21 protein-coding genes and 1 tRNA gene are annotated in these 25,766 nt (G+C 61.5%); 14 read left to right on the top strand and 8 right to left on the bottom strand.

All coding sequences use genetic code 11. From position 1 onward, the window contains the following. The first annotated feature begins 184 nt into the window (after positions 1–184). The 4 genes from EOB36_RS00980 to EOB36_RS00965 all read left to right on the top strand — a co-directional run bounded on the left by EOB36_RS00980 (position 185) and on the right by EOB36_RS00965 (position 4,427). A complete protein-coding gene (locus EOB36_RS00980; RefSeq protein ID WP_095486520.1) occupies positions 185–1,627 on the top strand; it encodes a methylmalonyl-CoA mutase subunit beta in 1,443 nt (480 codons plus the stop codon). Next, complete coding sequence (scpA, locus tag EOB36_RS00975) at positions 1,624–3,747, top strand: methylmalonyl-CoA mutase (protein WP_095486519.1); 2,124 nt, start codon at positions 1,624–1,626, stop codon at positions 3,745–3,747. The genes EOB36_RS00980 and scpA overlap by 4 nt, the downstream gene beginning before the upstream one ends. 72 nt (positions 3,748–3,819) lie before the next feature. Further along, positions 3,820–4,041, top strand: coding sequence for an AbrB/MazE/SpoVT family DNA-binding domain-containing protein (locus EOB36_RS00970; RefSeq protein WP_095486518.1), 222 nt, complete (start codon positions 3,820–3,822; stop codon positions 4,039–4,041). Continuing rightward, positions 4,038–4,427: a type II toxin-antitoxin system death-on-curing family toxin gene (locus EOB36_RS00965; protein WP_095486517.1), complete on the top strand. Its 390-nt coding sequence runs from the start codon at positions 4,038–4,040 to the stop codon at positions 4,425–4,427. Before EOB36_RS00970 ends, EOB36_RS00965 begins: the two co-directional genes overlap by 4 nt. Here EOB36_RS00965 and EOB36_RS00960 read toward each other — a convergent pair. Beyond that, positions 4,424–4,897, bottom strand: coding sequence for a GreA/GreB family elongation factor (locus EOB36_RS00960; RefSeq protein WP_095486516.1), 474 nt, complete (start codon positions 4,895–4,897; stop codon positions 4,424–4,426). The two genes, EOB36_RS00965 and EOB36_RS00960, sit on opposite strands and share 4 nt — an antisense overlap. Before the next feature lie 119 nt (positions 4,898–5,016). Here EOB36_RS00960 and EOB36_RS00955 point away from each other — a divergent pair, with 119 nt between their 5' ends. Continuing rightward, positions 5,017–6,393 (top strand): TIGR03808 family TAT-translocated repetitive protein, encoded by a 1,377-nt coding sequence (locus EOB36_RS00955; protein ID WP_128284087.1) that lies wholly within the window; start codon positions 5,017–5,019, stop codon positions 6,391–6,393. Positions 6,394–6,402: 9 nt separating this feature from the next. Here EOB36_RS00955 and EOB36_RS00950 read toward each other — a convergent pair whose 3' ends face one another. Further along, a complete protein-coding gene (locus EOB36_RS00950; protein ID WP_095486515.1) occupies positions 6,403–7,407 on the bottom strand; it encodes an asparaginase in 1,005 nt (334 codons plus the stop codon). 130 nt (positions 7,408–7,537) lie between these two features. Beyond that, the gene (locus EOB36_RS00945) at positions 7,538–8,704 is read right to left on the bottom strand and encodes an acetyl-CoA acetyltransferase (protein WP_126102943.1); all 1,167 of its coding nucleotides are present in this window, start codon (positions 8,702–8,704) and stop codon (positions 7,538–7,540) included. A gap of 225 nt (positions 8,705–8,929) precedes the next feature. Between EOB36_RS00945 and betI the strand changes: the two genes are divergently transcribed. From betI to betB, 4 genes are read left to right on the top strand one after another with little or no spacing between them, the layout of a single operon-like run. After that, entirely contained in the window at positions 8,930–9,520 is a 591-nt protein-coding gene (gene betI, locus EOB36_RS00940; RefSeq protein WP_095486514.1) for a transcriptional regulator BetI, read from the top strand. Continuing rightward, positions 9,517–11,046, top strand: a complete 1,530-nt coding sequence (betC, locus tag EOB36_RS00935; RefSeq protein ID WP_128284086.1) for a choline-sulfatase — start codon at positions 9,517–9,519, stop codon at positions 11,044–11,046. The genes betI and betC overlap by 4 nt, the downstream gene beginning before the upstream one ends. Positions 11,047–11,091: 45 nt before the next feature. Further along, a complete protein-coding gene (gene betA, locus EOB36_RS00930; protein ID WP_128284085.1) occupies positions 11,092–12,744 on the top strand; it encodes a choline dehydrogenase in 1,653 nt (550 codons plus the stop codon). A gap of 52 nt (positions 12,745–12,796) precedes the next feature. Then, positions 12,797–14,260 carry a betaine-aldehyde dehydrogenase gene (gene betB, locus EOB36_RS00925; protein ID WP_127289074.1) on the top strand — a complete coding sequence of 488 codons (1,464 nt, stop codon included), beginning with the start codon at positions 12,797–12,799 and terminating at the stop codon, positions 14,258–14,260. 9 nt (positions 14,261–14,269) lie between these two features. Here the strand turns inward: betB and EOB36_RS00920 are convergent, their stop codons facing one another. Then, positions 14,270–15,181, bottom strand: coding sequence for a LysR family transcriptional regulator (locus tag EOB36_RS00920; protein ID WP_128284084.1), 912 nt, complete (start codon positions 15,179–15,181; stop codon positions 14,270–14,272). Positions 15,182–15,278: 97 nt separating this feature from the next. Between EOB36_RS00920 and EOB36_RS00915 the strand changes: the two genes are divergently transcribed. Next, the gene (locus EOB36_RS00915; RefSeq protein WP_128284083.1) at positions 15,279–16,157 is read left to right on the top strand and encodes an NmrA/HSCARG family protein; all 879 of its coding nucleotides are present in this window, start codon (positions 15,279–15,281) and stop codon (positions 16,155–16,157) included. A 109-nt stretch (positions 16,158–16,266) separates the two neighbouring features. Here the strand turns inward: EOB36_RS00915 and EOB36_RS00910 are convergent, their stop codons facing one another. After that, entirely contained in the window at positions 16,267–17,787 is a 1,521-nt protein-coding gene (locus EOB36_RS00910) for a phosphomannomutase/phosphoglucomutase (RefSeq protein WP_126102950.1), read from the bottom strand. A 204-nt stretch (positions 17,788–17,991) separates the two neighbouring features. On the opposite strand from EOB36_RS00910, the gene EOB36_RS00905 reads away from it, so the two are divergent. The 3 genes from EOB36_RS00905 (at position 17,992) to EOB36_RS00895 (ending at position 21,442) form a co-directional block, all read left to right on the top strand. After that, positions 17,992–18,068 (top strand) — tRNA-Pro (locus tag EOB36_RS00905). Positions 18,069–19,211: 1,143 nt separating this feature from the next. Beyond that, entirely contained in the window at positions 19,212–19,868 is a 657-nt protein-coding gene (locus tag EOB36_RS00900) for a Crp/Fnr family transcriptional regulator (RefSeq protein WP_245467540.1), read from the top strand. 734 nt (positions 19,869–20,602) lie between these two features. Next, positions 20,603–21,442, top strand: coding sequence for a response regulator transcription factor (locus tag EOB36_RS00895; RefSeq protein WP_127204098.1), 840 nt, complete (start codon positions 20,603–20,605; stop codon positions 21,440–21,442). A gap of 298 nt (positions 21,443–21,740) precedes the next feature. On the opposite strand, the gene EOB36_RS34230 is transcribed toward EOB36_RS00895, so the two are convergent. After that, a complete protein-coding gene (locus tag EOB36_RS34230) occupies positions 21,741–21,884 on the bottom strand; it encodes a hypothetical protein (protein WP_158302623.1) in 144 nt (47 codons plus the stop codon). A gap of 256 nt (positions 21,885–22,140) precedes the next feature. Between EOB36_RS34230 and EOB36_RS00890 the strand changes: the two genes are divergently transcribed. After that, complete coding sequence (locus tag EOB36_RS00890; protein WP_158302622.1) at positions 22,141–23,976, top strand: polysaccharide biosynthesis/export family protein; 1,836 nt, start codon at positions 22,141–22,143, stop codon at positions 23,974–23,976. A 206-nt stretch (positions 23,977–24,182) separates the two neighbouring features. Here the strand turns inward: EOB36_RS00890 and EOB36_RS00885 are convergent, their stop codons facing one another. Both EOB36_RS00885 and EOB36_RS00880 read right to left on the bottom strand, forming a co-directional pair. After that, positions 24,183–25,352 carry an NAD(P)/FAD-dependent oxidoreductase gene (locus tag EOB36_RS00885; protein ID WP_158302621.1) on the bottom strand — a complete coding sequence of 390 codons (1,170 nt, stop codon included), beginning with the start codon at positions 25,350–25,352 and terminating at the stop codon, positions 24,183–24,185. Next, on the bottom strand, positions 25,345–25,677 hold the full coding sequence (locus EOB36_RS00880) for an NAD(P)-binding protein (protein WP_245458069.1): 333 nt from the start codon (positions 25,675–25,677) through the stop codon (positions 25,345–25,347). The genes EOB36_RS00885 and EOB36_RS00880 overlap by 8 nt, the downstream gene beginning before the upstream one ends. Positions 25,678–25,766: the final 89 nt, after the last annotated feature.

Genomic DNA, 25,766 nt, shown 5'->3' with positions numbered 1-25,766 from the left:
CGCCATTGCGCAGCGACAATGGCCATGGTCGAAATTGAGTTTTTTTGGAGCTTGCGGATTTTGCGCATGTTTGGCAATCGGTTGACGGTTCACTGTCGCAGGAAGCGTGTTGCATTGTGATCTGCGACTGGGAACCGTAGACTGACGTTCCAGGCCGATGCGGCCGATAAGACGAGGAGAGCGGATGGGCGCCGGTGCCTTGAACCATGATGCCGAACTTCCGAACCCTGACCGGCAGCGGTGGCTGGCCCTTGCGGAAAAAGCCCTGGCCGGCGGAACCTTCGAGGAAAAGCTCGTGTCCCATACGGACGATGCGATCCGCATCGAGCCGCTCTATGATCGTTCGGTCACCGCAGAGCCTCTCGCGCGGGCAAATCCGAGATCGCCGTGGATCGTCAGCCAGCGTATCGACGATCCGGATATCGGCCGCGCCAAAGCCCAGGCCCTGGAAGACGTCGCACAGGGCGCCACCGGATTGTCGCTTGTCTTCGAAGGCGCGCCGAATGCGTTCGGCTATGGCCTGCCGAGGACTGCCGAGGCGCTGGAGACCGTGCTGGACGGTGTGCCGCTCAATCGCACCCAGGTCCGCATCGACGCCCATCCCTGGAGCCGCGCCGTGGCCGACTGGCTGGTTGCGTTCTTGAGCAAGCGCCGGTCAGATCCGGCAAAGCTCAACCTTTCATTCGGCATCGATCCGGCGGCGATATTTGCCGGAACCGGCCGGTTGCGCATGTCGATCGAAGCCCTGCAGGCGTCGATGCCGCAGTCCCTGGCGCATTTTTTCTCGATGGGCGTGCCCGGGGTTCTGCTGGAGGCAGACGGGCGCGTCTTCCACAATGCCGGCGCCACCGAAGCGCAGGAGCTGGGCACCATGATGGCTTCGGCGGTCTCCTATCTCCGGATGTTCGAGGAGGCGCGCCAGCCGCTTGTCTATGCGGCGCCCCATATCGGCTTTGCGCTGAGCGTCGACCAGGACCAGTTCGTGTCGATGGCCAAGGTCAGGGCCCTGCGCAGGCTGTGGGCGCGTGTTCAGGAGGCATGCTCGATCTCCGCCTCCACCGCCAACATCCATGCCGAGACGTCGTTCCGCATGATGACTTCGGCGGACCCAGAGACCAATATCTTGCGCAGTACCATTGCCGGTTTTGCCGCCGCGGCCGGCGGGGCGGATTCGATCTCCATCCTGCCGCATACGATAGCGCATGGCCTGCCGGCGGGCTTTGCCCGCCGTGTCGCCCGCAATACGCAACTGATCATGGCCAACGAAAGCCATATTGATCATGTCGTCGACCCTGCTTGCGGTTCGGGCGCCGTCGAAGCACTGACCGCCGAACTCTGCGAAGCGGCCTGGGAAGAATTCCAGCGGATCGAGGCGGAAGGTGGCGTGCTGTCCAGCCTGCAGCAAGGACACATCCAGAAACGGGTTCAGGCCGCCTCCGCCCGCCGCAATGCTGCCTATCAGGCGGGCGAGCGGGCCATCATCGGCACGACGCATCACCCGTCGAAGACCGAACGTCCGGTCGAGACGCTGGCGGCAGAGCCGCGACCCGCCTTCACGGAAGGCGTGGCGGTGTGCGAGCCGCTGTTTCCGATCCGCATCGATCAATCGATCGGAATAGCAACATGATCCCGGATTTCAGCCAAGTCGGCTGGTCGACGCCGCGCCGGGCGCCGGTCGAGGTCAAGGGCCAACGGATGACGCCGGAAGGTCTGGCCATCAAGCATCTGTATAACCAGGGCGACCTCAAGGGATTGCCGCATCTCGACACTTATCCGGGCCTGCCGCCATTCGTGCGCGGCCCCTACCCGACCATGTATGTCCAGCAGCCCTGGACGATCCGGCAATATGCCGGCTTCTCGACGGCGGAAGAGTCGAATGCTTTTTACCGGCGCAACCTTGCGGCCGGCCAGAAGGGACTGTCGGTCGCTTTCGACCTCGCCACGCATCGCGGCTACGACAGCGATCATCCGCGTGTTGCCGGCGATGTCGGCATGGCCGGCGTCGCCATCGATTCCATCCTCGACATGCGCCAGCTCTTCGACGGCATCCCGCTTGATGAAATGACGGTGTCGATGACGATGAACGGCGCGGTGCTGCCGATCATGGCGCTCTACATCGTGGCGGCGGAAGAACAGGGGGTTGCGCAGAAGGATCTCGCCGGGACCATTCAGAACGACATCCTGAAAGAGTTCATGGTGCGCAACACCTACATCTATCCGCCAAAGCCTTCGATGCGGATCGTGTCCGACATTTTTTCCTACACTTCGCAGCACATGCCGAAGTTCAATTCGATTTCGATCTCCGGCTATCACATGCAGGAGGCAGGAGCGACCGCCGACCTCGAGCTCGCCTATACGATCGCCGACGGCATCGAATATGCCCGCGCCGGCGTCGCCGCCGGTCTCGATATCGACCGCTTCGCGCCGCGCCTTTCGTTCTTCTGGGCGATCGGCATGAATTTCTTCATGGAGGTCGCCAAGTTGAGGGCAGCCCGCCTTTTGTGGTCGAGCCTGATGCTGAAGAACTTCTTGCCGAAGGACGAGCGCTCGCTGTCGCTGCGCACCCATTGCCAGACTTCGGGCTGGTCGCTGACGGCGCAGGACCCTTACAACAACATCGTCCGCACCATGATCGAGGCAATGGCGGCGACGCAGGGTCTTACGCAATCGCTGCACACCAACGCCTTCGACGAGGCGATGGCGCTGCCGACGGATCATTCGGCTCGCATCGCCCGCAACACCCAGCTGATTCTGCAAAAGGAATCCGGCACCACCCGTATCATCGACCCGTGGGGCGGCTCTGCCTATCTCGAACGGCTGACGCATGATCTGGCGGCGCGCGCGCTTGCCCATATCGAAGAGATCGAGAGCCTGGGCGGCATGGCCGCTGCAACCGAAAAAGGCATACCCAAGCTGCGTATCGAAGAGGCCGCCGCGCGCACGCAGGCACGGATCGATTCCGGTGAGCAGATACTGGTTGGCGTCAACGCCCACCGCCCCGGGACTGATATCGAGGTCGACGTGCTGAAGATCGACAATGCCGAAGTCAGGGCTCGGCAATTGTCGAAGCTGCAAAGGCTGAAAGGCACGCGCGACGTCGGCGCTGTCGAGAGCGCGCTGGATGCGCTGAGCCGCGCTGCGGAGGGCGGCGAAAATCTGCTGGAGTTCGCCATCCGCGCCGCGCGCGCCAACGCCACGGTCGGGGAGATTTCGCTGGCGCTGGAAAAGGTCTTCGGCCGCCATGTCGCCTCGGTCCAGACGATCTCCGGCATCTACCGCAAGGCGCTTGGCGACAATCCGGTGGTCGACCGGCTGCAGGACAAGATCGTGGCGTTCGAGGAGAAATCCGGCGGCAAGCCGCGCATTCTCGTGGCCAAAATGGGACAGGACGGCCATGACCGCGGCCAGAAGGTCATCGCCACCGCCTTTGCCGATCTCGGCTTCGACGTCACCGTCGGGCCGATGTTCCAGACGCCGGAAGAGATCGCGAGGCTCGCGGCCGAGCATGACGTGCATATCGTCGGCGCCTCCTCGCTGGCAGCGGGGCACCTGACGCTCATTCCCGAACTCAAGGGTGCGCTGAAGAAGCTCGGGCGCGACGGCATGCTGATCGTCGCCGGCGGCGTCATCCCGCCGCAGGATTACGATGCCGTGTTGCAGGCGGGTGCCGCGGAAATCTTCCCGCCGGGCACAGTCATCCCTGAAGCGGCGGAACGGCTGATCGATCGGCTGCTGCAAGTCGGCTGAGCCTGTTATAATATCCGTTGTAACGGAGAGCAGGTCGCGTTATAATATGTGTTGCAACAAGGGTGCAGCGCTATGAACACGACCATCCGCAAGATCGGCAATTCCGAAGGGGTGATCCTGCCGAGGGAGCTTCTCGATCGTCTGAACCTGAAGGCTGGCGACCAGCTTCAAATCGTTGAAACAGGTGACGGCCTTGCGCTGAAGCCGGTGGACGATAACTTCGAGCGGCAAATGAAAGCTGCCCGCGAGGTGATGGACAAATACAAGGTCGCGCTTCAGAAGCTCGCCGAATGAGCTTGCAATTCCTGAGCCGGCGCGCCGTGGAAGCGATGCACGCGGAGCAGCTGCGCCGGCATGGTGGCGCGCAGCGTTTGAGAGACGAGAATGCTCTTGAATCGACGCTCGCCCGCGCCGAGAACAAGACGAACTACGGTGATCCATCGATCGAGGATTTGGCTGCGGCCTATATCTTCGGCATCGCCAGAAATCATGCCTTTGTCGACGGCAACAAGCGCACGGCCATCGTCGCCGCCAGCGCGTTCCTAATTGTCAACGGCTATACGCTGACGGCCGACAACGGCACGGTCTACGAATTCGTCATGGGCGTTGCCGCCGGCGAGATCGACGAGGCCGGCGCGGCGGCATTCTTCCGCGACCATGTCATCAAGGTCGAGGACTAATTGTCGGAGAGCTTGACGATCTCCCATTCCTTGCCGTTCACCACGGCAATTTCGCCGATCCTCTTGCCGTACAAGGCCAGGGCCATCGGTGAAACATGTGAAATTGTGCCCTTGGCCGGATCGGCCTCATCCTCGCCGACGATCTTCCAGTGTACCTTCCTGCCGTCATCGCCTTCCAGCGTGACGCCCATGCCAAAGCGAACCAGGTCGCTGCCCGGTTCCGGTAGGGAAAGCTCGGCGCTTTCACGCCGCGCGGTCCAGTAGCGCAGGTCGCGCGATATGAGCGCGATGCGCTCGCGGTCGGCCCTCTTCTCCGCCCTGCCCAAATCATCGCGCAGGGCAGCCAGTTCGGAGTCGATCATCGCCAGGCCGCGTTCCGTCACCAGATTGCGGTGATGGCTGATCGGCCGCTCGCCGATGCCGGCAATGGCGTTTTCGCTATCCTCTTCGCGCGTGAAGGCTCTGCTCATTAATCGAACTTATGCCTCGCGCGGCGACTTCACAAGCCATTGCCGCAAACCGGGCCGGGGCCGATCCGGCCTGGCACGATTCCTGCGGTGCGATGGCCGAACGCTGGGAAACTGTGCCGATGTTGAACAGACGAAAATTGCTTACGCCGACCGCCGGCTTTGCCGTCATGGGCCTCTCGCTCGGCAAGGCAGCGGCGGCAAGCCTGCCCGCCGTCGACAATGCCTCGATGCGCGGCTCGATCAACGCTGCCGACCTCGGCGTGCGGCCCGGCGCACTTGACGACCAGAGCAAGGCCTTCACCAGGCTGCTGCGCGACGCAAGCGATCGCGACATGCCGGTGTTCCTGCCGCCGGGAACCTATGTCCTATCCAACCTTTCGCTGCCTAGCCGTATCAGACTTTCCGGGGTGCCGGGTGCATCGCGGATCGTCTATGGCGGCAACGGCCATCTGCTCATGGCGGAACAGGCCGAGCACATCGAATTCACCGGGCTGGTGTTCGACGGCACCAACCGCTGGATGGGCGACTACGCGCAAGGACTGCTCGACCTGCGCCGCGTCGCTCACCTCGTCATCGACAATTGCCAGATATCAGGCAGCGGCAAGAACGGCCTGGCGATCGAGCACGCTTCGGGCCGCATCGAGCGCTCGGAAATATCAGGCGCTGCCGACGCCGGCATCTATTCGGTCGAAGCCACCGGCTTGGCGATATCAGGCAACACTGTGTCCGACTGCGCCAATGGCGGCATCCTCGTGCACCGCTGGCAAGCGGCCGAGGACGGCACGATCGTCAGCGGCAACCGCGTCGAGCGTATTCAGGCGCGTAGCGGCGGAACCGGCCAGAACGGCAACGGCATCAATGCGTTCCGCGCCGGCAACGTCATCATCTCGGGCAATATCGTCTCGGACTGCGCGTTTTCGGCGATCCGCGCCAACAGCGCCAGCAATCTGCACATCACCGGCAACACCTGCTCGCGGTCGGGCGAGACCGCCGTGTATTCCGAATTCTCGTTCGAGGGGGCGATCCTCAGCAACAACATCGTCGACGGCGCCGCCAACGGCATCTCGATCGTCAATTTCAACGAAGGCGGCCGTATGGGCGTATGTTCAGGAAACATCGTGCGCAATCTCTCGACCAGCGGCCCCTATCCTGCCGATCCGCCCGGTTTCGGCATCGGTATCAACGTCGAGGCCGATACCACCGTCTCCGGCAACGTCGTCGAGAATGCGCCGCTCTACGGCATGCACATCGGCTGGGGGCCGTTCATGCGCAATGTGGTCGCTACCGCAAACGTCATCCGCAAGGCCGGAACCGGCATCGCCGTCACCGTGGTCGAGGGCGCCGGAACGGCGGTCATCTCCGACAATGTCATCGACGGCGCCCAAAACGGCGCGATCGTCGGCCACCGCTGGGCCGAGCCGGTGACCGGCGACCTCGCCTCATCAGGCAATGCCGGCTATGCGCATCTGACCATCGAGCGCAATCAGGTGAGCTGAATGCCGTTCTCAGCTCAATGCGGCGGTGGGCCTGACAGCGCCAACCTTGGCGCCAACCCGGCTTTGGATGGGTGGATTTGCCTGCTCGATCAGCTTCGCCGCCAGCGCCCTGTCGGCGTGCAAAAGCCTAGCCATGCATGCCGCGACCATGACTTCCGCCGCGCGGCCAGCGCCATCATCGCATTTCAACGCCACGCCAAGGCCAAGCTCGGGCAAAGCCGCGCAATAGACGCCTTCGGCCCCTCCCTTCACAAAAATCCGGCCGGGTGCGGCCTCCATCAGCGCAACATCAGCCCTGCCCGTGCCGGCGACCAGAAAGGGCTCGGCCATGCAGGCGCAAAGCAGCCGCTTTGCCGCCTTGGCGCGCACGGGTTCAAAGCCGACGCCGGTCGCCATGCGGGCAAAGCCGAGCGCGAAGCTGCGTAGCGGCACGGCATAGGTCGGGATCGAGCAGCCGTCGGTGCCGCAATGATCGATGTCATGGGCGGCCCCGGTCACCGCTTGCATCGCATCGCGCACCATCTCCTGCGAGGCATGGCCTGATTTGACATAGCCGCGATGGGCGATACCGGCGTGAACGCAGGTGCAGAGGAAGCCCGCATGCTTGCCTGAGCAATTGTTGTGCAGCGCGTTTGGCAAGGTGCCGGCGCTGGCCAGCGCAACCGTCGCATCATGGCTGGACGGCCAATGCGCGCCGCATTCCAGCGCCGCCTCGTCCAGTCCGGCTTTCGCCAGCATCGCCCGCGCCAGTTCGACATGCGCCGGCTCGCCGGAATGCGAGGCGCAGGCAAGCGCCAGTTCGCGGTCGCCGAAGCCAAACGCGTCGGCGGCGCCGCTTTCGACCAGCGGCAGCGCCTGGATAGCCTTGACCGCTGAGCGCGGAAATACCGGGCGGGCCGTATCGCCGATTTCCCAGACCGAGTTGCCGTCGGCATCGAAAACCGCAACGGCGCCACGATGCGCGCTCTCGACCACAGCGCCGCGCAAAACTTCGACCAGAACCGGATTTGTCATGATTTCCCCGCTAACGCATGACCTCGAAAATCGGAATCGATTTTCGAAAAGGATCACGCGTAAAATCAAAGTGTTACAGCGTCCTTTGCGCGCCCTAACGGGGCGCGGGGCGCTGTAATGCGGGCCGCTTTTATCTGATCCGGTCGAGAATGGAAACGTAGTTGGCGACTGCGGCGCCGCCCATGTTGAAGATGCCGCCGAGCTTGGCGCCCGGCACCTGGATGCCGCCGGCTTCGCCGACGAGCTGCATGGCGCTCAGCACGTGCATCGACACGCCGGTAGCGCCGATTGGATGACCCTTGGCCTTCAGCCCGCCGGACGGATTGACCGGCAGCCGGCCGTCCTTCGCCGTCTCGCCATCCAGCGCCAGTTTCGCGCCCTCACCCGGTTTCGCCAGGCCCATCGCCTCATATTCGATCAGCTCGGCGATGGTGAAGCAGTCATGCGTCTCGACGAAGGACAGATCGTCGAGCGTCACGCCCGCCTTCTTCAGCGCCTGGTTCCAGGCATGCTCGCAGCCTTCGAAGGCAAGGATGTCGCGCTTCGACATTGGCAGGAAATCCTGCACATGCTCGTTGGCACGGAAGGCGACCGCGCGGCGCATCTTCAACGCCGTCGCCGTGTCGGCAAGGACAAGGGCTGCGGCGCCGTCCGAGACCAGCGAACAGTCGGTACGCTTCAGGGGACCGGCAACGAATGGGTTCTTCTCGCTCTCGTGCCGGCAGAACTCATAGCCGAAATCCTTGCGCATCTGCGCATAGGGATTGTCGACGCCGTTCTTGTGGTTCTTGGCGGCGATCATCGCCAGCGCGTCCGACTGGTCGCCATAGCGCTGGAAATAGGCTTGCGCGATCTTGCCGAAAACGCCGGCGAATCCTGCCGGCGTGTCGCCCTCCTCGGGCAGATACGAGGCCCTGAGAAGGTTCCTGCCGATCTCTGGGCCGGGCGTTGTCGTCATCTGCTCGGCGCCGACCACGAGCACGATACGGGCCGCATTGGCGTCGATGGCGCGGATGCCTTGCCTGACCGCCGCCGAACCAGTCGCGCAAGCGTTCTCGACGCGGGTTGCCGGCTTGAAGCGCAGCCGGTCGTCGGCCTGCAGGACCAGGCTTGCGGTGAAATCCTGCGCGGAAAAGCCGGCATTGAAGTGGCCAAGCACGATCTCGTCGACCTCGTCCGGACCGATGCCGGCATGATCGAGCGCTTCGGTTGCGACCTTGGTGATCAGACTCTCCAGCGTCTCGCCTTCGAGCTTGCCGAAGCGCGAATGCGCCCAGCCGACGATGCATGCTGTCATGGCAATCTCCATCCTGCAGGCCCGGGCTACGCGATGTCACGGCGCGCCTCAGCATTGTTCAAGCATGAACCGTTCCGCCGACTTCGTGAAGGGGCCAGAACCACACAATCGCTTGATCTTGATATCTGGTCATAGCGCCTGACCTTTGCCACAAAATCAGGCTGGATTTTTGTTGATTGATCCGTCAATAAAAAATAATCTTGTCGCAACAGGGCCGGAGCAAGAATGCCGAAAGTCGGAATGGAGCCGTTGCGCCGCAGGGCGCTCATCGACGCGACGATCTCAGCGATCGGCGAGCGCGGCTCGCTTGATGTGACGATGTCGGAAATCGCCGGGCGCGCCGGCGTGTCCTCGGCGCTTGCCCATCACTATTTCGGCGCCAAGGACGAACTTTTGCTGGCAACGATGCGGCATATCCTGGCCGAGCTGACCGCCGACATGCGGCGCGCGCTTCGATCGGCCAGCACGGCACGCGAGCGCGTCTCGGCGGTGGTCGCCGTCAATTTCTCCGACGCCCAGTTCCAGCCGGAGACGATTGCGGCCTGGCTCGCCTTCTATGTCGAGGCGCAGAAATCGGCAGCACTTCGCCGCCTGCTTAAGGTCTATGCGAGGCGCCTGCATTCCAATCTGTTGAGCGGGCTGACCGGCATCCTGCCGAGAAGCGAAGCCGACCGTGTCGCCGAGGCGACCGCTGCGCTGATCGACGGGCTGTATATCAGGCGCGCGCTGAAGGACGGCGTGCCCAATGCCGCGACTGCGATCGCACTGATCGAGGATTATCTCGAAACGAAACTAAGCCGGCGGAGCGCGCAGTGACGTCCAAGCGACCCAATTTTCTGATCGTCATGGTCGATCAGCTCAACGGCACATTGTTCCCGGATGGGCCAGCGGACTTCCTGCACGCGCCGCATCTGAAGCTACTGGCGGCGCACGCGACGCGCTTCAAGAATAACTACACCGCCTCGCCGCTCTGCGCACCGGGCCGGGCAGCGTTCATGAGCGGCCAGTTGCCGTCACGCACCGAGGTCTATGACAACGCTGCCGAATTCGTCTCGTCGATCCCGACCTATGCGCATCATCTGCGCGCCGCCGGCTACCATACTTGCCTGTCCGGCAAGATGCATTTCGTCGGGCCGGACCAGTTGCACGGCTTCGAGGAGCGGCTGACCACCGACATCTATCCGGCCGATTTCGGCTGGACGCCGGACTATCGCAAGCCCGGTGAACGGATCGACTGGTGGTATCACAATCTCGGCTCGGTGGCCGGTGCCGGTGTCGCCGAGATCACCAACCAGATGGAATATGACGACGAGGTCGCTTTCCACGCGGTGCAGAAGCTCTATGATTTCGCTCGCGTCTCCGACGACGCTTCGCGCCGGCCGTGGTGCCTGACGGTTTCCTTCACCCATCCGCACGACCCCTATGTCGCCCGGCGGCGCTATTGGGATCTCTACGAGGACTGCCCGGCGCTTGAGCCCGAGGTGGGCTTCATTCCCTACGACAGGCAGGATCCGCATTCGCAGCGGCTCTACCGGGCCAGCGACTATGACAGCTTCAAGATCACGCCGGAGAAGATCCGCCGTGCGCGGCGCGGCTATTTCGCCAACATCTCCTATCTCGACGACAAGGTCGGCGAATTGCTGTCGGTGCTGCAACGCACGCGAATGCTCGACGATACGATCATCCTGTTCTGCTCGGATCACGGCGACATGCTCGGCGAGCGCGGCCTGTGGTTCAAGATGTGCTTTTTCGAAGGCTCGGCGCGGGTGCCGCTGATGATCGCCGGCAAGGGCATACACGCCAAGCTGATCGAGACCCCAGTCTCCAATCTCGATGTCACGCCGACGCTTTGCGACCTCGCCGGCATCGACATGAGCGCGATTGCGCCATGGACCGACGGCCAGTCGCTGCTGCCGCTGCTCGACGGTAAGGAACGCACTGCGCCGGTGCTGATGGAGTATGCTGCCGAAGGCTCCAACGCGCCGATGGTGGCGATCCGCGAGGGCCGCTACAAATTCATCCATTGCGAGATCGATCCGCCGCAACTGTTTGATCTTGAATCGGATCCGCTCGAGCTGACCAATCTCGCCGCCGACCCGGCACATGCCGCTTTGGTTGCTGGTTTCACCGAAAAGGTCCGGGCGCGCTGGGACATGGCGGCCTTCGACGCCGCCGTGCGCACCAGCCAGGCGCGCCGCTGGGTGGTCTACCCGGCGCTGCGCAACGGCACTCACTACCCCTGGGAATTCCAGCCGCTGCAGAAAGCTTCGGAACGCTACATGCGCAACCACATGAACCTTGACCTGCTCGAAGAGCAGAAGCGCTTTCCGCGAGGCGAATGATGGCACTTGTTCCCTCGCTCGCTGATTTCATGGCGCATATGAACCATGCTTGAGGCGGATTTCGTCATCATCGGCTCCGGCTCGGCCGGCTCGGCCATGGCCTACCGCCTGTCGGAGGATGGCAAGCATTCGGTGATCGTCATCGAGTTCGGCGGCAGCGATGTCGGGCCGCTGATCCAGATGCCGTCGGCGCTGTCGATCCCACTCAACATGAGCCTCTACGACTGGGGCTTTGCCAGCGAGCCGGAGCCGCATCTCGGCGGCCGCGTGCTGGCGACGCCGCGCGGCAAGGTCATCGGCGGCTCGTCCTCGATCAATGGCATGGTCTATGTACGCGGCCACGCCCGCGATTTCGACCATTGGGCCGAACAGGGCGCGGCTGGCTGGGGGTTTGCCGACGTGCTCCCCTACTTCAAGCGCATGGAGGACAGCAACGGCGGCGAGAATGGCTGGCGCGGCCACGGCGGCCCGCTGTCGGTGCAGCGCGGCTCAAGGACGAACCCACTCTACGGCGCCTTCGTCGAGGCAGGCCGTCAGGCCGGCTTCGAGCTGACCGACGACTATAACGGCGCGAAGCAGGAAGGCTTTGGGCCAATGGAACAGACCATTCGCGGCGGCCGCCGCTGGTCGGCGGCGAGCGCCTATCTCAGGCCGGCGCTGAGGCGAAAAAATGTTAGCCTTATCAAGGGTTTCGCCCGGCGGGTGATCATCGAGAATCAACGCGCCACTGGTGTCGAGATCGCAACGCGCAAACGGATTCAGGTGGTCAAGGCGCGACGTGAAGTGATCGTTGCCGCCTCCTCGATCAATTCGCCCAAGATCCTGATGCTGTCCGGCATCGGCCCGGCCGAACATCTCAGGGAATACGGCATTCAGGTGGTGGCTAACCGGCCCGGCGTCGGCCGCAACCTGCAGGACCATATGGAGCTCTATATCCAGCAGGAATCGACGCAGCCGATCACGCTGAATTCGGTGCTGAACCCCTTCTCCAAGGCAATGATCGGCGCGCAATGGCTGTTCTTCAAGTCAGGTCTCGGCGCAACCAATCATTTCGAGGCGGCCGCCTTCGTGCGCTCGCGCGCCGGCGTCGACTATCCCGACATCCAGTATCATTTCATCCCGGCGGCGGTTCGCTATGACGGCAAGGCGGCGGCGAAGGCGCACGGTTTCCAGGCGCATGTCGGGCCGATGCGATCGAAATCGCGCGGTTCTGTCACGCTGCGCTCGCCCGACCCCAGGTCGAAGCCGGTGATCCGCTTCAACTATATGTCGCATCCGGACGACTGGACCGAGTTCCGCCACTGCATCCGGCTGACGCGTGAGATCTTCGGCCAGTCGGCATTCGATCTTTATCGCGGCGAGGAACTCTCGCCGGGCTCGCACGTGCAGTCGGACGATGATCTCGATGCCTTCATCCGCGACCATGCCGAAAGCGCCTACCACCCTTGCGGCACCTGCAAGATGGGTCGCGCCGATGATCCGATGAGCGTCGTCGATCCGGAATGCCGTGTCATCGGCGTCGAAGGGTTGCGGGTCGCCGATTCCTCGATCTTCCCGCGCGTCACCAACGGCAATCTCAACGCGCCGTCGATCATGACAGGCGAAAAGGCCGCCGACCACATTCTTGGCCGCACGCCGCTGGCGCCGTCCAACCAGGAACCATGGATCAATCCGCGCTGGCAGGTGTCAGACAGATAGGCCATGATCCGGCGGACTGCTCCGTTCTGGCGAAGACGATTGGAGAACAGCTATGCGCGCCCAACCAACGGCATCGCACTATGTCAACGGACGCTACATCGACGACGAGCAGGGTGCGCCACTGCCGGTCATCTATCCGGCAACCGGCGAGACCATCGCGATGCTGCGTTCGGCGACGCCGAACGTGCTGGAACTCGCGATCGAAGCGGCGCGTGCAGCCCAACCGGCCTGGGCGCGGCTGAAGCCGGTCGAGCGCGGACGCATCCTGCGCCGCGCCGCCGACATCTTGCGCGCGCGCAACGCCGACCTGGCGCGTATCGAGACGCTCGATACAGGCAAGGCGATCCAGGAGACGCTGGTGGCGGATGCGCCGTCCGCCGCGGATTGCCTCGAATATTTCGGCGGCGCGGTCGCTGCCTATAATGGCGAGGCCTTCGATCTCGGCGGACCCTTCGCCTATACGAGGCGCGAGGCGCTGGGCGTCTGTGTCGGCATCGGCGCCTGGAACTATCCGATCCAGATCGCCGGCTGGAAATCGGCACCCGCACTCGCCATGGGCAACGCCATGGTGTTCAAGCCGTCTGAGAACACCCCATTATCGGCGCTGGCGCTCGCCGAAATCTATACCGAGGCCGGCCTCCCCGACGGGCTCTTCAACGTGGTGCAAGGCTATGGCGATGTCGGCGCCGGCCTCGTCGGGCACGATGTCGTCGCCAAAGTCTCGGTGACGGGCTCGGTGCCGACTGGGCGCAAGGTGCTTTCGCTCGCCGGCTCGAAGATGAAGCACGCCACCATGGAGCTCGGCGGCAAGTCGCCGCTGATTGTCTTCGACGATGCCGATCTCGAAAACGCCATTGGCGGCGCCATGCTCGGCAATTTCTATTCGACCGGCCAGATCTGCTCCAACGGCACGCGAGTCTTCGTGCAGAAGGGCATCCACGACCGTTTCGTCGAACGGCTGGTCGAGCGGACCAAGAAGATCCGCATCGGCGATCCGCTCGACCCGGAAACGCAGATGGGACCGCTGGTCTCGAAGGCGCAGCACGAAAAGGTCATCGGCTATATCGAGGCAGGCAAGCAGGATGGCGCTGTGCTCGCCTGCGGCGGCAATGTGCCTTCGCTGCAGGGTTTCCAGGGCGGCTTCTTCGTCGAGCCGACTGTTTTCACCGGCGTCACCGACACCATGCGCATCGCGCGCGAGGAGATTTTCGGGCCGGTGATGAGCGTGCTCAAATTCGACGGCGAGGACGAGGTGATCGACCGGGCCAACGATACCGAGTTCGGCCTTGCCGCGGGTGTGTTCACGCGCGACCTGCCGCGCGCCCATCGCGTCATCGCCGAGCTGCAGGCCGGGACCTGCTGGATCAACGCCTACAATCTGACGCCGGTCGAAATTCCCTTCGGCGGCTTCAAGCAGTCGGGAATCGGGCGGGAAAACTCGCTTGCCGCGCTGGCGCTCTATTCGCAGCTGAAGTCGGTCTATGTCGAGACCGGGGATGTGGCGAGCCCGTATTGAGGCACGCGGCTACTGCTGGTCAGCCGCAGTATTTGCCAGACTGGAAATCCGGTCGGATGCAAGCTCGATGAATGCCTTGACGAGGGGCGAAAGATGCCGGCTGCTCGGATATAGGACATGCAGCCCGCCAGCCGGCGTCGTGTAGTCCCGGAGAACGCGGCTCAGCCGCCCCCCATTGATGAGGGGCTCGGCGATGCTGTGCGGCAATTGGGCAATGCCGAAGCCTGCGAGCGTGGCCGCAACGACCGCCTGCATTTCATTAGCGGCGAAGCGCCCGGCCACCGTGACCGTTTCCTGACCGTGTGGCCCCTCCAGCACCCAATGGGTGCCGGAGGTCGAAGGGCCTGCGATGACGCACTGGTGGTGCGCAAGATCCGCCAGGCGTTTCGGCATCCCGTGCCTTGCGAGATAGTCTGGGCTGGCGCAGAGCAGCCTGTGCGTGGAGCCGAGTTTGCGGGCAATCAGCGTCGAATCCTGTAGGATGCCGGTTCGGAAGGCGAGGTCTATGCCGTCCTCAACCAGGTTGAGCTTGTCGTCGGTCAGGCGGAGCTCGACCTTGGTCTTCGGATACATTGCCAGAAAGTCGACCACGGCAGCTGTGAGGAAATGGCTCCCGAAGCCAACGGGCGCCGAAATGCGAATCGTGCCCGATGGCTCCGCCTTCGCTTCCGCAAGGCGCAGATTTGCTTCCTCGATCGTCCGCAGCGCCTGGCTGCTCTGCTCGTAATACAGACGCCCGGCATCCGTCACGTTGAGGCTGCGCGTGGTGCGCTGCAGCAGGCGGACCCCAACCTCACGCTCGAGCGCGGCAACGCGTCGACTGACCGTCGTCTTGGGCATGGCAAGCAGCCGCGCGGCAGCGGTGAAGCTGCCAGCTTCGACGACCCGAGCGAACACCACGATATCATTGAGATCGATCATTGTATCCGCACATGGGACAAAGTTTTCCAATTATATGCAATTGTGCATCAATGTGCCAAACCCTAATTTTGCTCCACCGCAAAAAAGGAGCAACCACATGACCACTAAACGAAGAGTTCTAGTCGCCGGCGCCACAGGCCAGCAAGGCGGCGCAGTCGCGCGTGCCTTGCTGTCGAGCGGACATCGCGTCAAGGCATTGACGCGCAGGCCGGACAGCGATGCCGCGCGGCAATTGGCGTCGGCAGGCGCCGAGATCGTGACCGGCGATCTCGGCGATACGGCCTCCGTTATGAAGGCTGCAAAAGACGTCGACACCATGTTCTTGATGGGCAACAGCTACGAGGCCGGGATGGAAGAGGAGCCCCGCCAGGGGATTCTAGCCGCCGATGCAGCCAAGGCTGCCGGCGTCGGGCATCTGATCTATTCGTCCGTTGCCGACGCCAACAAGAAAACCGGCATCCCGCATTTCGAAAGCAAATATCTCGTCGAGCAGCATGTCGAACGGCTCGGCCTTCCCTATACAATCAGCGCCCCGGTTGCTTTCATGGAGAATTTCGTCGCGCCGTGGTCGATCGGCGCGCTCAGCCAAGGCACGCATGCTTTCGCAGTGCCCGCCAAACGCCCCCTCCAGCTGGTCGCCCTGGCGGACATCGGCGCCTTTGTTGCCACCCTGGTCGAGCGGCGCGAGCGCGTGTTCGGCAAGCGTTTCGATTTCGCCGGAGACGAGTTGTCCGGCGAAGACCAGGCCAAGATCCTTTCGCAGGCCATCGGCCGCCCGATCAACTATCAGGAAATTCCGATCGCGGTGGCCCGCCAGCAAAGCGAGGACGTAGCGCTGATGTTCGAGTGGTTCGACCGCGTCGGCTACGACGTCGATATCGCGGCTTTGCACCGAGATTTCCCGGAGGTCCGCTGGCACAGTTTTGCTGACTGGGCGCGGAAGTTCGACTGGAACGCTCTTGAGCAGGCATCTTAAGCCCGACTGAGTTCCCCGTTTGCGATGATGCCCGGCGGAAGCGGATCAGCGACAAGCTGGACCGCTTCCCTTGCATGGTCCTCTCACCCTGGATGCGATGAGGCGCTACCTAGAAGGTCTGATTATAAGCGCCGACTTCCGGGCTGCGGCGCAGCACTGCATCGACGCCTTCGAACATCTGCCGGCGCCGCTCCGACGACACCGGGCTCTCCACCACCACGACAAGCTCCGGCTTGTTCGATGACGCCCGCACCAGGCCCCAGGTGCCGTCCTCGGCAACGACGCGCACGCCATTGACTGTGATCAGCTCGGCGATCTTCTGGCCGGCGAAGACAGTGCCGTCCTGCTTCATGGCCTGGAAATCGGAAACGACCCGCTCGACCACACCGTATTTCAGTTCGTCGGCGCAGTGTGGCGACATGGTCGGCGTGCCGAAGGTCAGCGGCAGGGCGCGATAGAGATCGGCCATGCTGCTGCCCGGGCTGCGATCCAGCATCTGGCAGATGGCGATGGCTGTGATGAGACCATCGTCATAGCCGCGCCCGATCGGCGGATTGAAGAAGAAATGACCGGATTTCTCGAAACCAGCGATGGCGCCAAGCTCAGCCACGCGCCGTTTTATGTAGGAGTGGCCGGTCTTCCAATAATCGGTGACGGCGCCATCGGCGCGCAACGCGGCGTCGGTGTTGAACAATCCGGTCGACTTGACGTCGACGACGAAGGTCGAGCCGGGATGCAGTCGCGCGATGTCGCGCGCGAGCATGACGCCGACCTTGTCGGCGAAGATCTCGTTGCCTTCATTGTCGACCACGCCGCAGCGGTCGCCATCGCCGTCGAAGCCAAGCCCGACGTCGGCTCCCGTCTCCAGCACCTTGTCGCGGATCGCGTGCAGCATCTTCATGTCTTCGGGATTGGGATTGTAGTTCGGAAATGTATGGTCGAGCTCGACATCGAGCGGGATCACCTCGCAGCCGATCCGCTCCAGCGCTTCAGGCGCGAAGGCGCCGGCAGTGCCGTTACCGCAGGCGGCGACCACCTTGAGCTTTCGTGATATGCGTTTCCCAGTGGTCAGGTCGTCCAGATAGGTTTTGCGGAAATCCGCAACGAAGTCATAGGAGCCGCCGCCGACAAGGTCGAAGTCGCCGGCAAGCACGATCGTCTTCAATGCGCTCATTTCTTCCGGACCGAAGGTCAGGGGACGCGCCGCCCCCATCTTGACGCCGCTCCAGCCGTTTTCGTTGTGCGAGGCGGTGACCATGGCGACGGACGGCGTGTCGAGCGCGAACTGGGCAAAATAAGCCATCGGTGACAGCGCCAGCCCGATATCCCTGACCCGCGCGCCGGCGGCCATCAGCCCGGAAACCAGCGCCAGCTTGATCGCCAGCGAATAGGAACGGAAATCATGCCCGGTCACGATATCCGGCCCGGCGCCCAGGCGCCGGATCAGCGTGCCGAGCCCCATGCCGAGCGCCTGAACACCGATCAGGTTGAGCTCCGGCGGCTCCGCAGAGCCCGGATGGCCGAACCACCAGCGCGCGTCATACTCACGAAAGCCGGACGCTTTGATAAGCGCCGAGGTTTCAAACTCGAAGGTATTGGGACGGGCTTCGCTAACGATCTTCAGGGGCAAGACAGCAACTCCAAGCGGCTGGAATCAGAGTGGTTTCAACGCAGGTGGCCGATGCCTATAACACGAGCCTTTAAGCCGTGTTTATCCCCCAGGAAACTGAAACCTGTATGACGTTAAAGCGAAAGCGGAAGAAATGCGACAGAAGCGCTGCCATTGGCGCTTGCAGGAACGAAGTGCGGCGGCTATAAGCCCGCGGTCTGGTCACGGAGTGTAGCGCAGCCTGGTAGCGCACATCGTTCGGGACGATGGGGTCGCAGGTTCAAATCCTGCCACTCCGACCAGAAAAAACAAATACTTAGGCGGCCCGAATACCGCCTACCCCACAGAAAACCGGAAACAGCATCTAGGCACCTCGGTGCAGCTGGCAGACGCATGATTATCAAGCGCTATCTATGCCATTGCACCCGCCAGCCCGGATCGGCTTGTTTCCGCACCGACCAAAGCCAAGACCACATTAGCCACTCGCGATTTTGCAGATGGTGCTCTCTGAGGCCGCGCCATCCAAACTAGTCTGCTGCGCGCCAAAAGCTCGCAACCGCCGACAGCTGTCGAATGACTTCAATGGGCAGGAAGCGGTCCGACCGGTTCTGGTAAGACGCGCGAGAATGCAAAAATTCAATCCGGTGGGTCCGACGTCTCGAACTGACCCGAAGACAACATCCATACTTCGAGCTACGGCCTGCCCCTCTGCGCCTCCATATCGCAACTGGCGATATGACCGCCTCGCGACTACAGCGCGGATTGTTTCGTTGTTTCCGATGCGTCCTCAGTCCCGCCGCCCTCTCATCGAGTGGACCAGTCTCGTTTCGCGTCGCCCCGTTCCTTAGAACTGAGGCGATGGAACCGCGAATGGAATAGGACAAGATCGAGCAACGGTCGCCGGATAGTGCGCCGCCTCAGCTTTATCCACCTATGGAATAAATCGATAGGGGGATAAACACATGATCGAGCCCGAACAGGAACTCGTAGCCCGTAGTGCGGCAAGTGGTCAGGCCGGACGCGTCAGCGTCAGCATTCCTCTTCCCGCATTCGTTCATCGACCGCACAGCGAAGAAGCGTGCGCTTTTCTTGCGGCATGCCATGAACGCTGCGTTTGAACTCAGGCATCGGCGTCAGCGTTTTCATGATGAAAATCATCGGCCGCATCGAGCGCGCCGGCAACCGCCACGCCGCCGAGCGAGCAAAGAGCGAGTGACCCGAGACAAGCCGGGAGCCTTAACCGCCTGATGCTTGCAACACCTTGATCTAAGCGCAATTTGCCTCATTCAAACAGACGAGGACAGTGGGCCAGCCTGCCCCTACGGTAGGAGATCGTTCTGTCGAACTCGTTCGGGGGCAATTATTGTGCGGAAACAGGGGCAACCTCGCGATTCTTCATGCAGACACTATGGCAGTTCATGCGCTCGCATCCCATAGGGCGGACATTGTCGAAGAACGATTGGGGGAATAACGATTTTCTCGGTGTTACGGCAAAAATCTACAAACCCCATTCGGTGATAGGCCGCCAGGATGACGGCAACGATGAGATATTCATCGTAAAATCGGGTTGGGCCATCCTTTACCATGGGCTGCCGGACGGAGAACGGCAGATCATCGACACTCCCCTCACGGGGGACCTTGTCGGTTTCCGTTCTGTGGAAGGACCACGTTTAGCATCGCTGGCGTCCATAACCGAACTAACGGTTTATGAAATTTCCAGTAAGGAACTTGTCGAGGCCATCTTGTCGGAAGGCCGTCTCGGGAAGAAGATCGCCTGCTCCCTAGCCCGCCTGAACGCCATCCTTGCCGAACATCTCATGAATACCGGGCGACGGACCGCGATGAGCCGCACCGCCCATTTCCTGCTCGAGTTGGAGGAGAGGCTCTCCATGGTTGGCTTGTCGGCCCATGGAAGATATGAGTGTCCCCTTACGCAATACGACTTGGCCGACATCCTCGGAATGACCACCGTTCACGTCAACCGAACGTTGGGGGAACTCCGCAAGGCCGATCTCGTCTCTTTCAAGGCGGGCCATGTACAGGTGATCAACCGCAGGAAGCTGGTCGAAATAGCCGGATTCGACAACGAGTATCTCAGGTAACAGCTATCTCCTGGAGCGGCAGCGCATGGGCCATTAGCAAATTTCCCGCTGGAAGACGACCCTAGGCCGTCGCTGGACCAGTTCCAGCCAAATGTTTCCGGACGACTGGTCGTGCGCGGCTTGGCGGGGCGGTGATATATCTCGACCACAGGGTATCCGCATCCGGCGTGCGGTGAAGGACGGGCCGAGCGGAACTTAACCTCGTCCGTGTTGAGCAATATGCAAAAGGCCCGACCATCATGACCGACGGCGACACGGCCTATCGCGCGGCGAGAGCGTGCCGCAGAATAAGTGCAAGTGGCTCACACACTGCGGCAGATCTATCGGGTGTTCTCACCTAAAGCGTTGGGCAACGATATCAAAGCGCTGCGACCTGACCATGCCAACCACCGCCTTCAGGAATCCTCGCCTATCGCTGCAATCGCCGCAGGCACCATCCCGATCGTCGTTCGACTACCAGCGGCTTGAGATGGCTAAGCCGTCCCATCCCTGCGTCTTCAGGCAGATTGCCGCGCCCTTGGGTTCCAGTTTGGCGTCCGTTGCCGGCAAAATTTACCGAAAAAGCAACCTATGTTAGAGACTGCTTATAAATAGGTCTTACACTGCCCAACCTATTCTCGCCAAGGAGGGAGTGAGGAACTGCAAGAGACTCAAACCGGGGGGCATCGAGTGCGGTTGGCGCGTGGAGTGCCCTACTCGACGCGTGTACCTCAATCGCGCCGGAGCGGGAGGCAATGATGACAAGACAATCTTTTATAACAGTACTTGTCGGGCCGAGCGAGTTACTCCGAGAAGGCCTTAGTCGAATCCTGAATGCGGCAAAGTTTCGTGTCCTTTTCTCTGCGGCTTGTGTTCACGACCTTCTGCAGAAGCCGCTAGCCCAGCACCGGCCCATCTTGCTCATCATAGATGTCGGCGGTACTGATGCGGGTGCTGAATTCGCACAAATTGCAGAATTCAAAGCGATTTATCCGACCAGCCATGTCGTCGCGCTAGCCGATCACTGTCGATCGACCGATATAGTTTCAGCTTTTCGTGCGGGGGCAGACGGGTATTTGATAAAAATCGCTGCTTACGACACCTTCATCAAAGCTCTCGAATTGGTTATGCTAGGGCAGACGGTGTTACCTGCCGAGACTTCAACAGCGATTCAAGATATAAGGCATGATCTGAAACCTGACGCGGTAGCTGATGAGTTAACAAAGGTGGTTGTTAAATTGGAGAATGAGGATCAAGAACTATCAATTTTGTCGAATCGGGAAAACTGTATTCTACGTCGCTTAATCGAAGGGGAGTCTAACAAAGCCATCGCGCGCGAGATCAACATTGCCGAAGCTACGGTGAAGGTACACGTCAAGGCCATCCTCCGAAAGATCCGGGTCCGCAACCGTACACAGGCTGCAGTTTGGGCGATGAACCATGGCATGCTTACTCCCGCGTCTGGCAATGGCCCGTCAGGGAACGAAAAGATAGCAACTCAACCGTCTCACCATCCGCAAGATCTACTTAAGGCACAAAAGGGGTATCACTTTCTCGATAATATTCATTCAATGAGACCCGCTTCCCTGCCTTGATATCGTCATTCGGGCTGGTGCATTCACTTGCCAAGCCTCACCCTGATACGAGGCTCCGCGATCAAGAACGTCCAGGTTCAAATCACCCTCGGCGGTGGCAGCGAAGGAGGTGCGCCGTTTGTACTGGCAGCGGGCCGTCTCCGATCGGTTTTCCTCAAATGATGCGGCAAGCGTTGTCGTCTGTTCCTGCGTCGGCGGGACGTGCGCGACGCGGTAGCGTTGTCCAAGCGGCACGGGCTTCGGCCGAGGACGTGAGAGCTGACGAAAGGAATATGAGGCGGGGCCAGGTCCGCTATGGTTACCTCACCTCGATGATGAAGTTGGAAACAGCCCAGCCATCCTGCGAATGCATGCCGGAGCCGCAGACGGTTCGAGGCGCTGCGTCGGTAACCAAGATTTCCGCCTCTTCGTTGCGTTCGATCGCTTTTGTCCCGTTTGCCATCAAACAAGTTCTCCTGCAGCGCAGCAGTCTGGCTATTGGACGAAGGCCGCGCTTTATCCGGAAGGAGTGCCCACAAAGGGATAGTTGTGCCGCTGGCGGCGAAGGGTCACGATAAGGCAGAGCCGTGCCCGTCGACCCGTGCTCGACCAGTTCGGGACGGGATGGCCGCCATTGAAAGCCACGCGCCATGGCCATGGATACAAAATACAATTCCGACCCCGTCGCTCCTTCGTCACGGGCGGCTCGCCGCAGGGGAATGAAGGCCATCCTGCTTGCCTTTGGGCTCTGCGGGGTCGCCGCCCTGGGAGGGGCCGCGATCGGAAACTGGCCGGCCGTCGAGGTTGTTTCCGGACCCGTGATGCAGAAGATCGAGGATATCTCCGGAGCCGTGATGCAGAAGGCCGAGGATGTCTCCGGCGCCGTGGTGCACAAGGCCGCGGATGTCTCCGGAGCCGTGGTGCAGAAGGTCGCGGATGCCTCCGGAGCCGTGATGCAGAAGGTCGAGGATGCCTCCGGAGCCGTGGTGCAGAAGGTGTCTGCTGCTATCGATAGCTGGCAAGGACAACCGGTCCAAGCCACGGCCGAACCCTCTCGCGCGATCGTGTCGGGACCGGCTGCGGCGGCGCCGGTCGAACAGAGCGCCGTCCCTGCGGTCCCCACCAGTGCCGAGCCCCCCAAAACTCTCAGCACGGGACCGGATGCGTCCGCCGCGGCGTTGGTCGAGCGGAGCGTCGTCCCTGCCGTCCCCACCAGTGCCGAGGGCTCCAAAACCCTCAGCAATGCGCCAGGCGTGCCAACCGGAGCCCTGTTTGGCATCGGCGACCGCCTCAAGGTCACGTTCTACGAGCGCGTCGACGTCGAGGAAGACAAGTGGGGGCGCGCGTCCTCTGCCTTGCACGGCATCCTGCAGCGTCCGGAACTGAGCGGCGAATATATTATCCAAGAGGACGGCACGATTTCCGTGCCCTTGCTTGGCTCCATTCCGGTCGCCAACCGGTCGACGCAACAGGTACAGGCCGACCTGGTGGAAACCTTCAATCAACTGCTGGGCCGCGAGGGACTGGTGAACATCCTGCCGCTGGAGCGCCCACCCATTTACGTGCTGGGGCCGGTCAAGAATCCAGGCTCGTTCAAGTATGCGGCCGGCATGACGATCCTGCATGCGATCGCGCTGGCCGGCGGACTCGACCGGGCCGAGAGCGAACCGTGGCAGAAGATCGAAACCGTGCGTGAGACCCAGAAGCGGAGCGCGGCGATCGATGCGATGTTGAAGTTGCTCGCGCGCGCGGCGGTGCTGAAGGCCGAGCGCGACGGCACGGCACCCACTATCCCGCGCCAGTTGCTGGAGCTGGCCGGCGCGACCGAAGCTGCTAACCTCGTCAACGAGCAGAGCGACCGGCGCAAGGCCGTCGCCACGGCCCGCAAGGATCGCGAGCGCGCGAGCCTGCGGGCGCTGGAGGCGGCCAGGCAGGATGTTGTCGCTTATAGGCGCATGGAGTCGCTCGACGAATTGGTCAAGCTGCGCCAGGAGCGCGTCAACAGCATGCGCACGCTCGTGGACCGCAAAGTTCTCAGCATGACGGTGATGGCTCAGATCCAGAGTGAGTTGTCCGACGCGGAACAGCGTCGGCAGGACGCCCTTAACCAGTACGCGAGCGCCAACCAGCGCCTCGCTTGGTTAGAGTCTGAGGTGTTGCGGACCCGGGCCGACCTCAGGAACGATCTGGAGGTCGAGATCGAGACCGCGGAGAGCCAGATCGCGGCCAATGTGCGCGAGTTGAACGCCAGCGAAGGCATCCTTTACACGTTGCCGGTGACCCGCGCCCAATTTGCGAAGGACGCAAACAGCGTAATTTATCAAATCGTGCGGCAATCGGCAGCCGGGCCGGTCAGCATCGAGACCGTTGGGATGACCCTGTTGCAGCCAGGCGACCTCGTCAACATCATCGTGGGCGAAAGCGAGCCAAGAGAACCGGCCGATTCGTCGGTCCCGACCTTGTCGCCGACCTGCGAGAGCTTGCCTGCCGCGTGCAACCCAAGCGACGTCGACCCTGCCCGCGTGGTGAGGGAGGAGAGGATCGATCCGAATTGATGTGGCTGCTTGTCTCCTGCCAGAATGGCTTCTGCCAGTGATGCGTGCCAGTTGATGCGGTCACTACTTTCTAAGCCTGGTCTTGGAAACGTCGAAAGCCCTGATCGGCGCCAGCCTGACGGGCCTTCGCCGCGACGAAGCGGCTTCGGCCCGCGCAGGCGGCAGACGCGGCATGAAGACCAACAACGCTGTCGATACCGCCAAGTTCAGCCTGCTCCCCAACGAACTCCGCTTGCCGCCAAGCGAAGTTGTGGGATCGAGATTCCCATCATGTCGAGACCAATCCTGCCCATCCGACGAATACGCCATAATAGCGTTGTATCGGACGCCAGTGATCGGTTGTAAGATGCTTCAGCAAGCGACCATTCATCACAGGCAACTTTGACGGGATCACTGTAGTACGTCTGAATTTTCTCGACGCCCATTCCGGGCGTGGCTAACCATGTCGGAATATGATGGCATAACCGATCAACATCGGTTAGCACTTTATTGAGACCGGTACCCGCCGCCGGATCGCTGGTAGCAAAACTGTCACCGGCCAATACCAGACCGGGTTGCTGTTCGTGATTCTGCGCGGCGTAAAGATCAACGGGTCGAATTTGAATATCGCTTGACACGACAGCATCACCGAGGAGACGCTTCAATCGGGGCATTGCCGCATACAATGCAGATAACGGCGATGTGCGCACTTCCTGACACCACGGATGGCGTATATCACCATGGTAGACGAACACATTGGCGCGCATTCTTGAACCAATCGGAAACATGCTCACGTAACCCATAGGCCCTGGCTTTTCCGCAAAATACGTTAAAGCTTGAAATTTGAAACCAGCTTTAGAGGTGAGATCAAAACCAACACTGATCGAGTGGCATTTGCTGATCTCGGATCGCGTGATCGCACCCCGGACGACATTGTTTAAGCCGGTCGCCACCACAATCAATCGGGTCGACCATGTGTCACCATTTGACAGGGTAATTTCCTGCCGGTCGGAACTCGTCGTTATTTTGGTCACTTTGGCGCAGATGAATTGGACACTATCTGGAATCTGGCGGCGAATAACATTTACCAAATCCTGATAAGCCACCCCATATTCGCAGGGCTCGCCGTGTTTCCCATGCTTTTTACCGATGACATAACCGTGACGGGCCACCCATATCTCAGTCATCGGTGTCGCAGCCGCCAATACGGCATCCGCCAGCCCGGTTTTTTTGAGCAAGTCGACTTGATCGTCATCGAGTTTTTCGCAGCGAAACTCCCCTGGATAGACTTGATGGATATCAACAAGGATGGTCGAAATCTCCATCCGGCCAAGCATCGCAGCGGCTAACGAGCCGGCGGTACCACCCCCGAGGACCGCTACATCAATATTATTCAATTCCCGCTCCTTCGCCCACCACTTCATTGACAGCACGATCGTGACGGCGAACCAAACGGTGTCGAAGAAAATTCAAGACTCCGTCTTTTGCTGCAAAACCAAACCAGGGGCGCTTGTTTATCACCCGACCAAACCGCGCAATCCACAGTTCGGTAAACAGCGTTGACGCGGCAACAATCCCAATTTTCTCGCAGCGAAAATCCTCCGGACAGGGATGATGCGCGTCGATCAGGACGACCGAGAATCCGGCTCGCCCGAGCGTCGCGGCGGCGATAGAACCCTCCAGACCGCCGCCGACAATCCCAATATCTGCGCTATACATCATCGTCTCCCACAAAGTAATCGCATTATACTATACTCTTTCGCGAAGCTCGATGATTGCATCCCGCGCCGAGATCAAAAACTCGTGATCGC

It is taken from the genome of Mesorhizobium sp. M6A.T.Cr.TU.017.01.1.1, assembly GCF_004023115.1.
GTDB lineage: Bacteria > Pseudomonadota > Alphaproteobacteria > Rhizobiales > Rhizobiaceae > Mesorhizobium > Mesorhizobium mediterraneum.
The sequence above is the reverse complement of the archived record's forward strand: the minus strand, read 5'-3'. Positions and strand labels throughout refer to the sequence as shown.

Coding starts and splice junctions, on each gene's coding strand:
- EOB36_RS00980 (WP_095486520.1), top strand. CDS start 185: ATGGGCGCCGGTGCCTTGAACCATGATGCCGAACTTCCGAACCCTGAC.
- scpA (WP_095486519.1), top strand. CDS start 1,624: ATGATCCCGGATTTCAGCCAAGTCGGCTGGTCGACGCCGCGCCGGGCG.
- EOB36_RS00970 (WP_095486518.1), top strand. CDS start 3,820: ATGAACACGACCATCCGCAAGATCGGCAATTCCGAAGGGGTGATCCTG.
- EOB36_RS00965 (WP_095486517.1), top strand. CDS start 4,038: ATGAGCTTGCAATTCCTGAGCCGGCGCGCCGTGGAAGCGATGCACGCG.
- EOB36_RS00960 (WP_095486516.1), bottom strand. CDS start 4,897: ATGAGCAGAGCCTTCACGCGCGAAGAGGATAGCGAAAACGCCATTGCC.
- EOB36_RS00955 (WP_128284087.1), top strand. CDS start 5,017: ATGTTGAACAGACGAAAATTGCTTACGCCGACCGCCGGCTTTGCCGTC.
- EOB36_RS00950 (WP_095486515.1), bottom strand. CDS start 7,407: ATGACAAATCCGGTTCTGGTCGAAGTTTTGCGCGGCGCTGTGGTCGAG.
- EOB36_RS00945 (WP_126102943.1), bottom strand. CDS start 8,704: ATGACAGCATGCATCGTCGGCTGGGCGCATTCGCGCTTCGGCAAGCTC.
- betI (WP_095486514.1), top strand. CDS start 8,930: ATGCCGAAAGTCGGAATGGAGCCGTTGCGCCGCAGGGCGCTCATCGAC.
- betA (WP_128284085.1), top strand. CDS start 11,092: ATGCTTGAGGCGGATTTCGTCATCATCGGCTCCGGCTCGGCCGGCTCG.
- betB (WP_127289074.1), top strand. CDS start 12,797: ATGCGCGCCCAACCAACGGCATCGCACTATGTCAACGGACGCTACATC.
- EOB36_RS00920 (WP_128284084.1), bottom strand. CDS start 15,181: ATGATCGATCTCAATGATATCGTGGTGTTCGCTCGGGTCGTCGAAGCT.
- EOB36_RS00915 (WP_128284083.1), top strand. CDS start 15,279: ATGACCACTAAACGAAGAGTTCTAGTCGCCGGCGCCACAGGCCAGCAA.
- EOB36_RS00895 (WP_127204098.1), top strand. CDS start 20,603: ATGATGACAAGACAATCTTTTATAACAGTACTTGTCGGGCCGAGCGAG.
- EOB36_RS34230 (WP_158302623.1), bottom strand. CDS start 21,884: ATGGCAAACGGGACAAAAGCGATCGAACGCAACGAAGAGGCGGAAATC.
- EOB36_RS00890 (WP_158302622.1), top strand. CDS start 22,141: ATGAAGGCCATCCTGCTTGCCTTTGGGCTCTGCGGGGTCGCCGCCCTG.
- EOB36_RS00880 (WP_245458069.1), bottom strand. CDS start 25,677: ATGATGTATAGCGCAGATATTGGGATTGTCGGCGGCGGTCTGGAGGGT.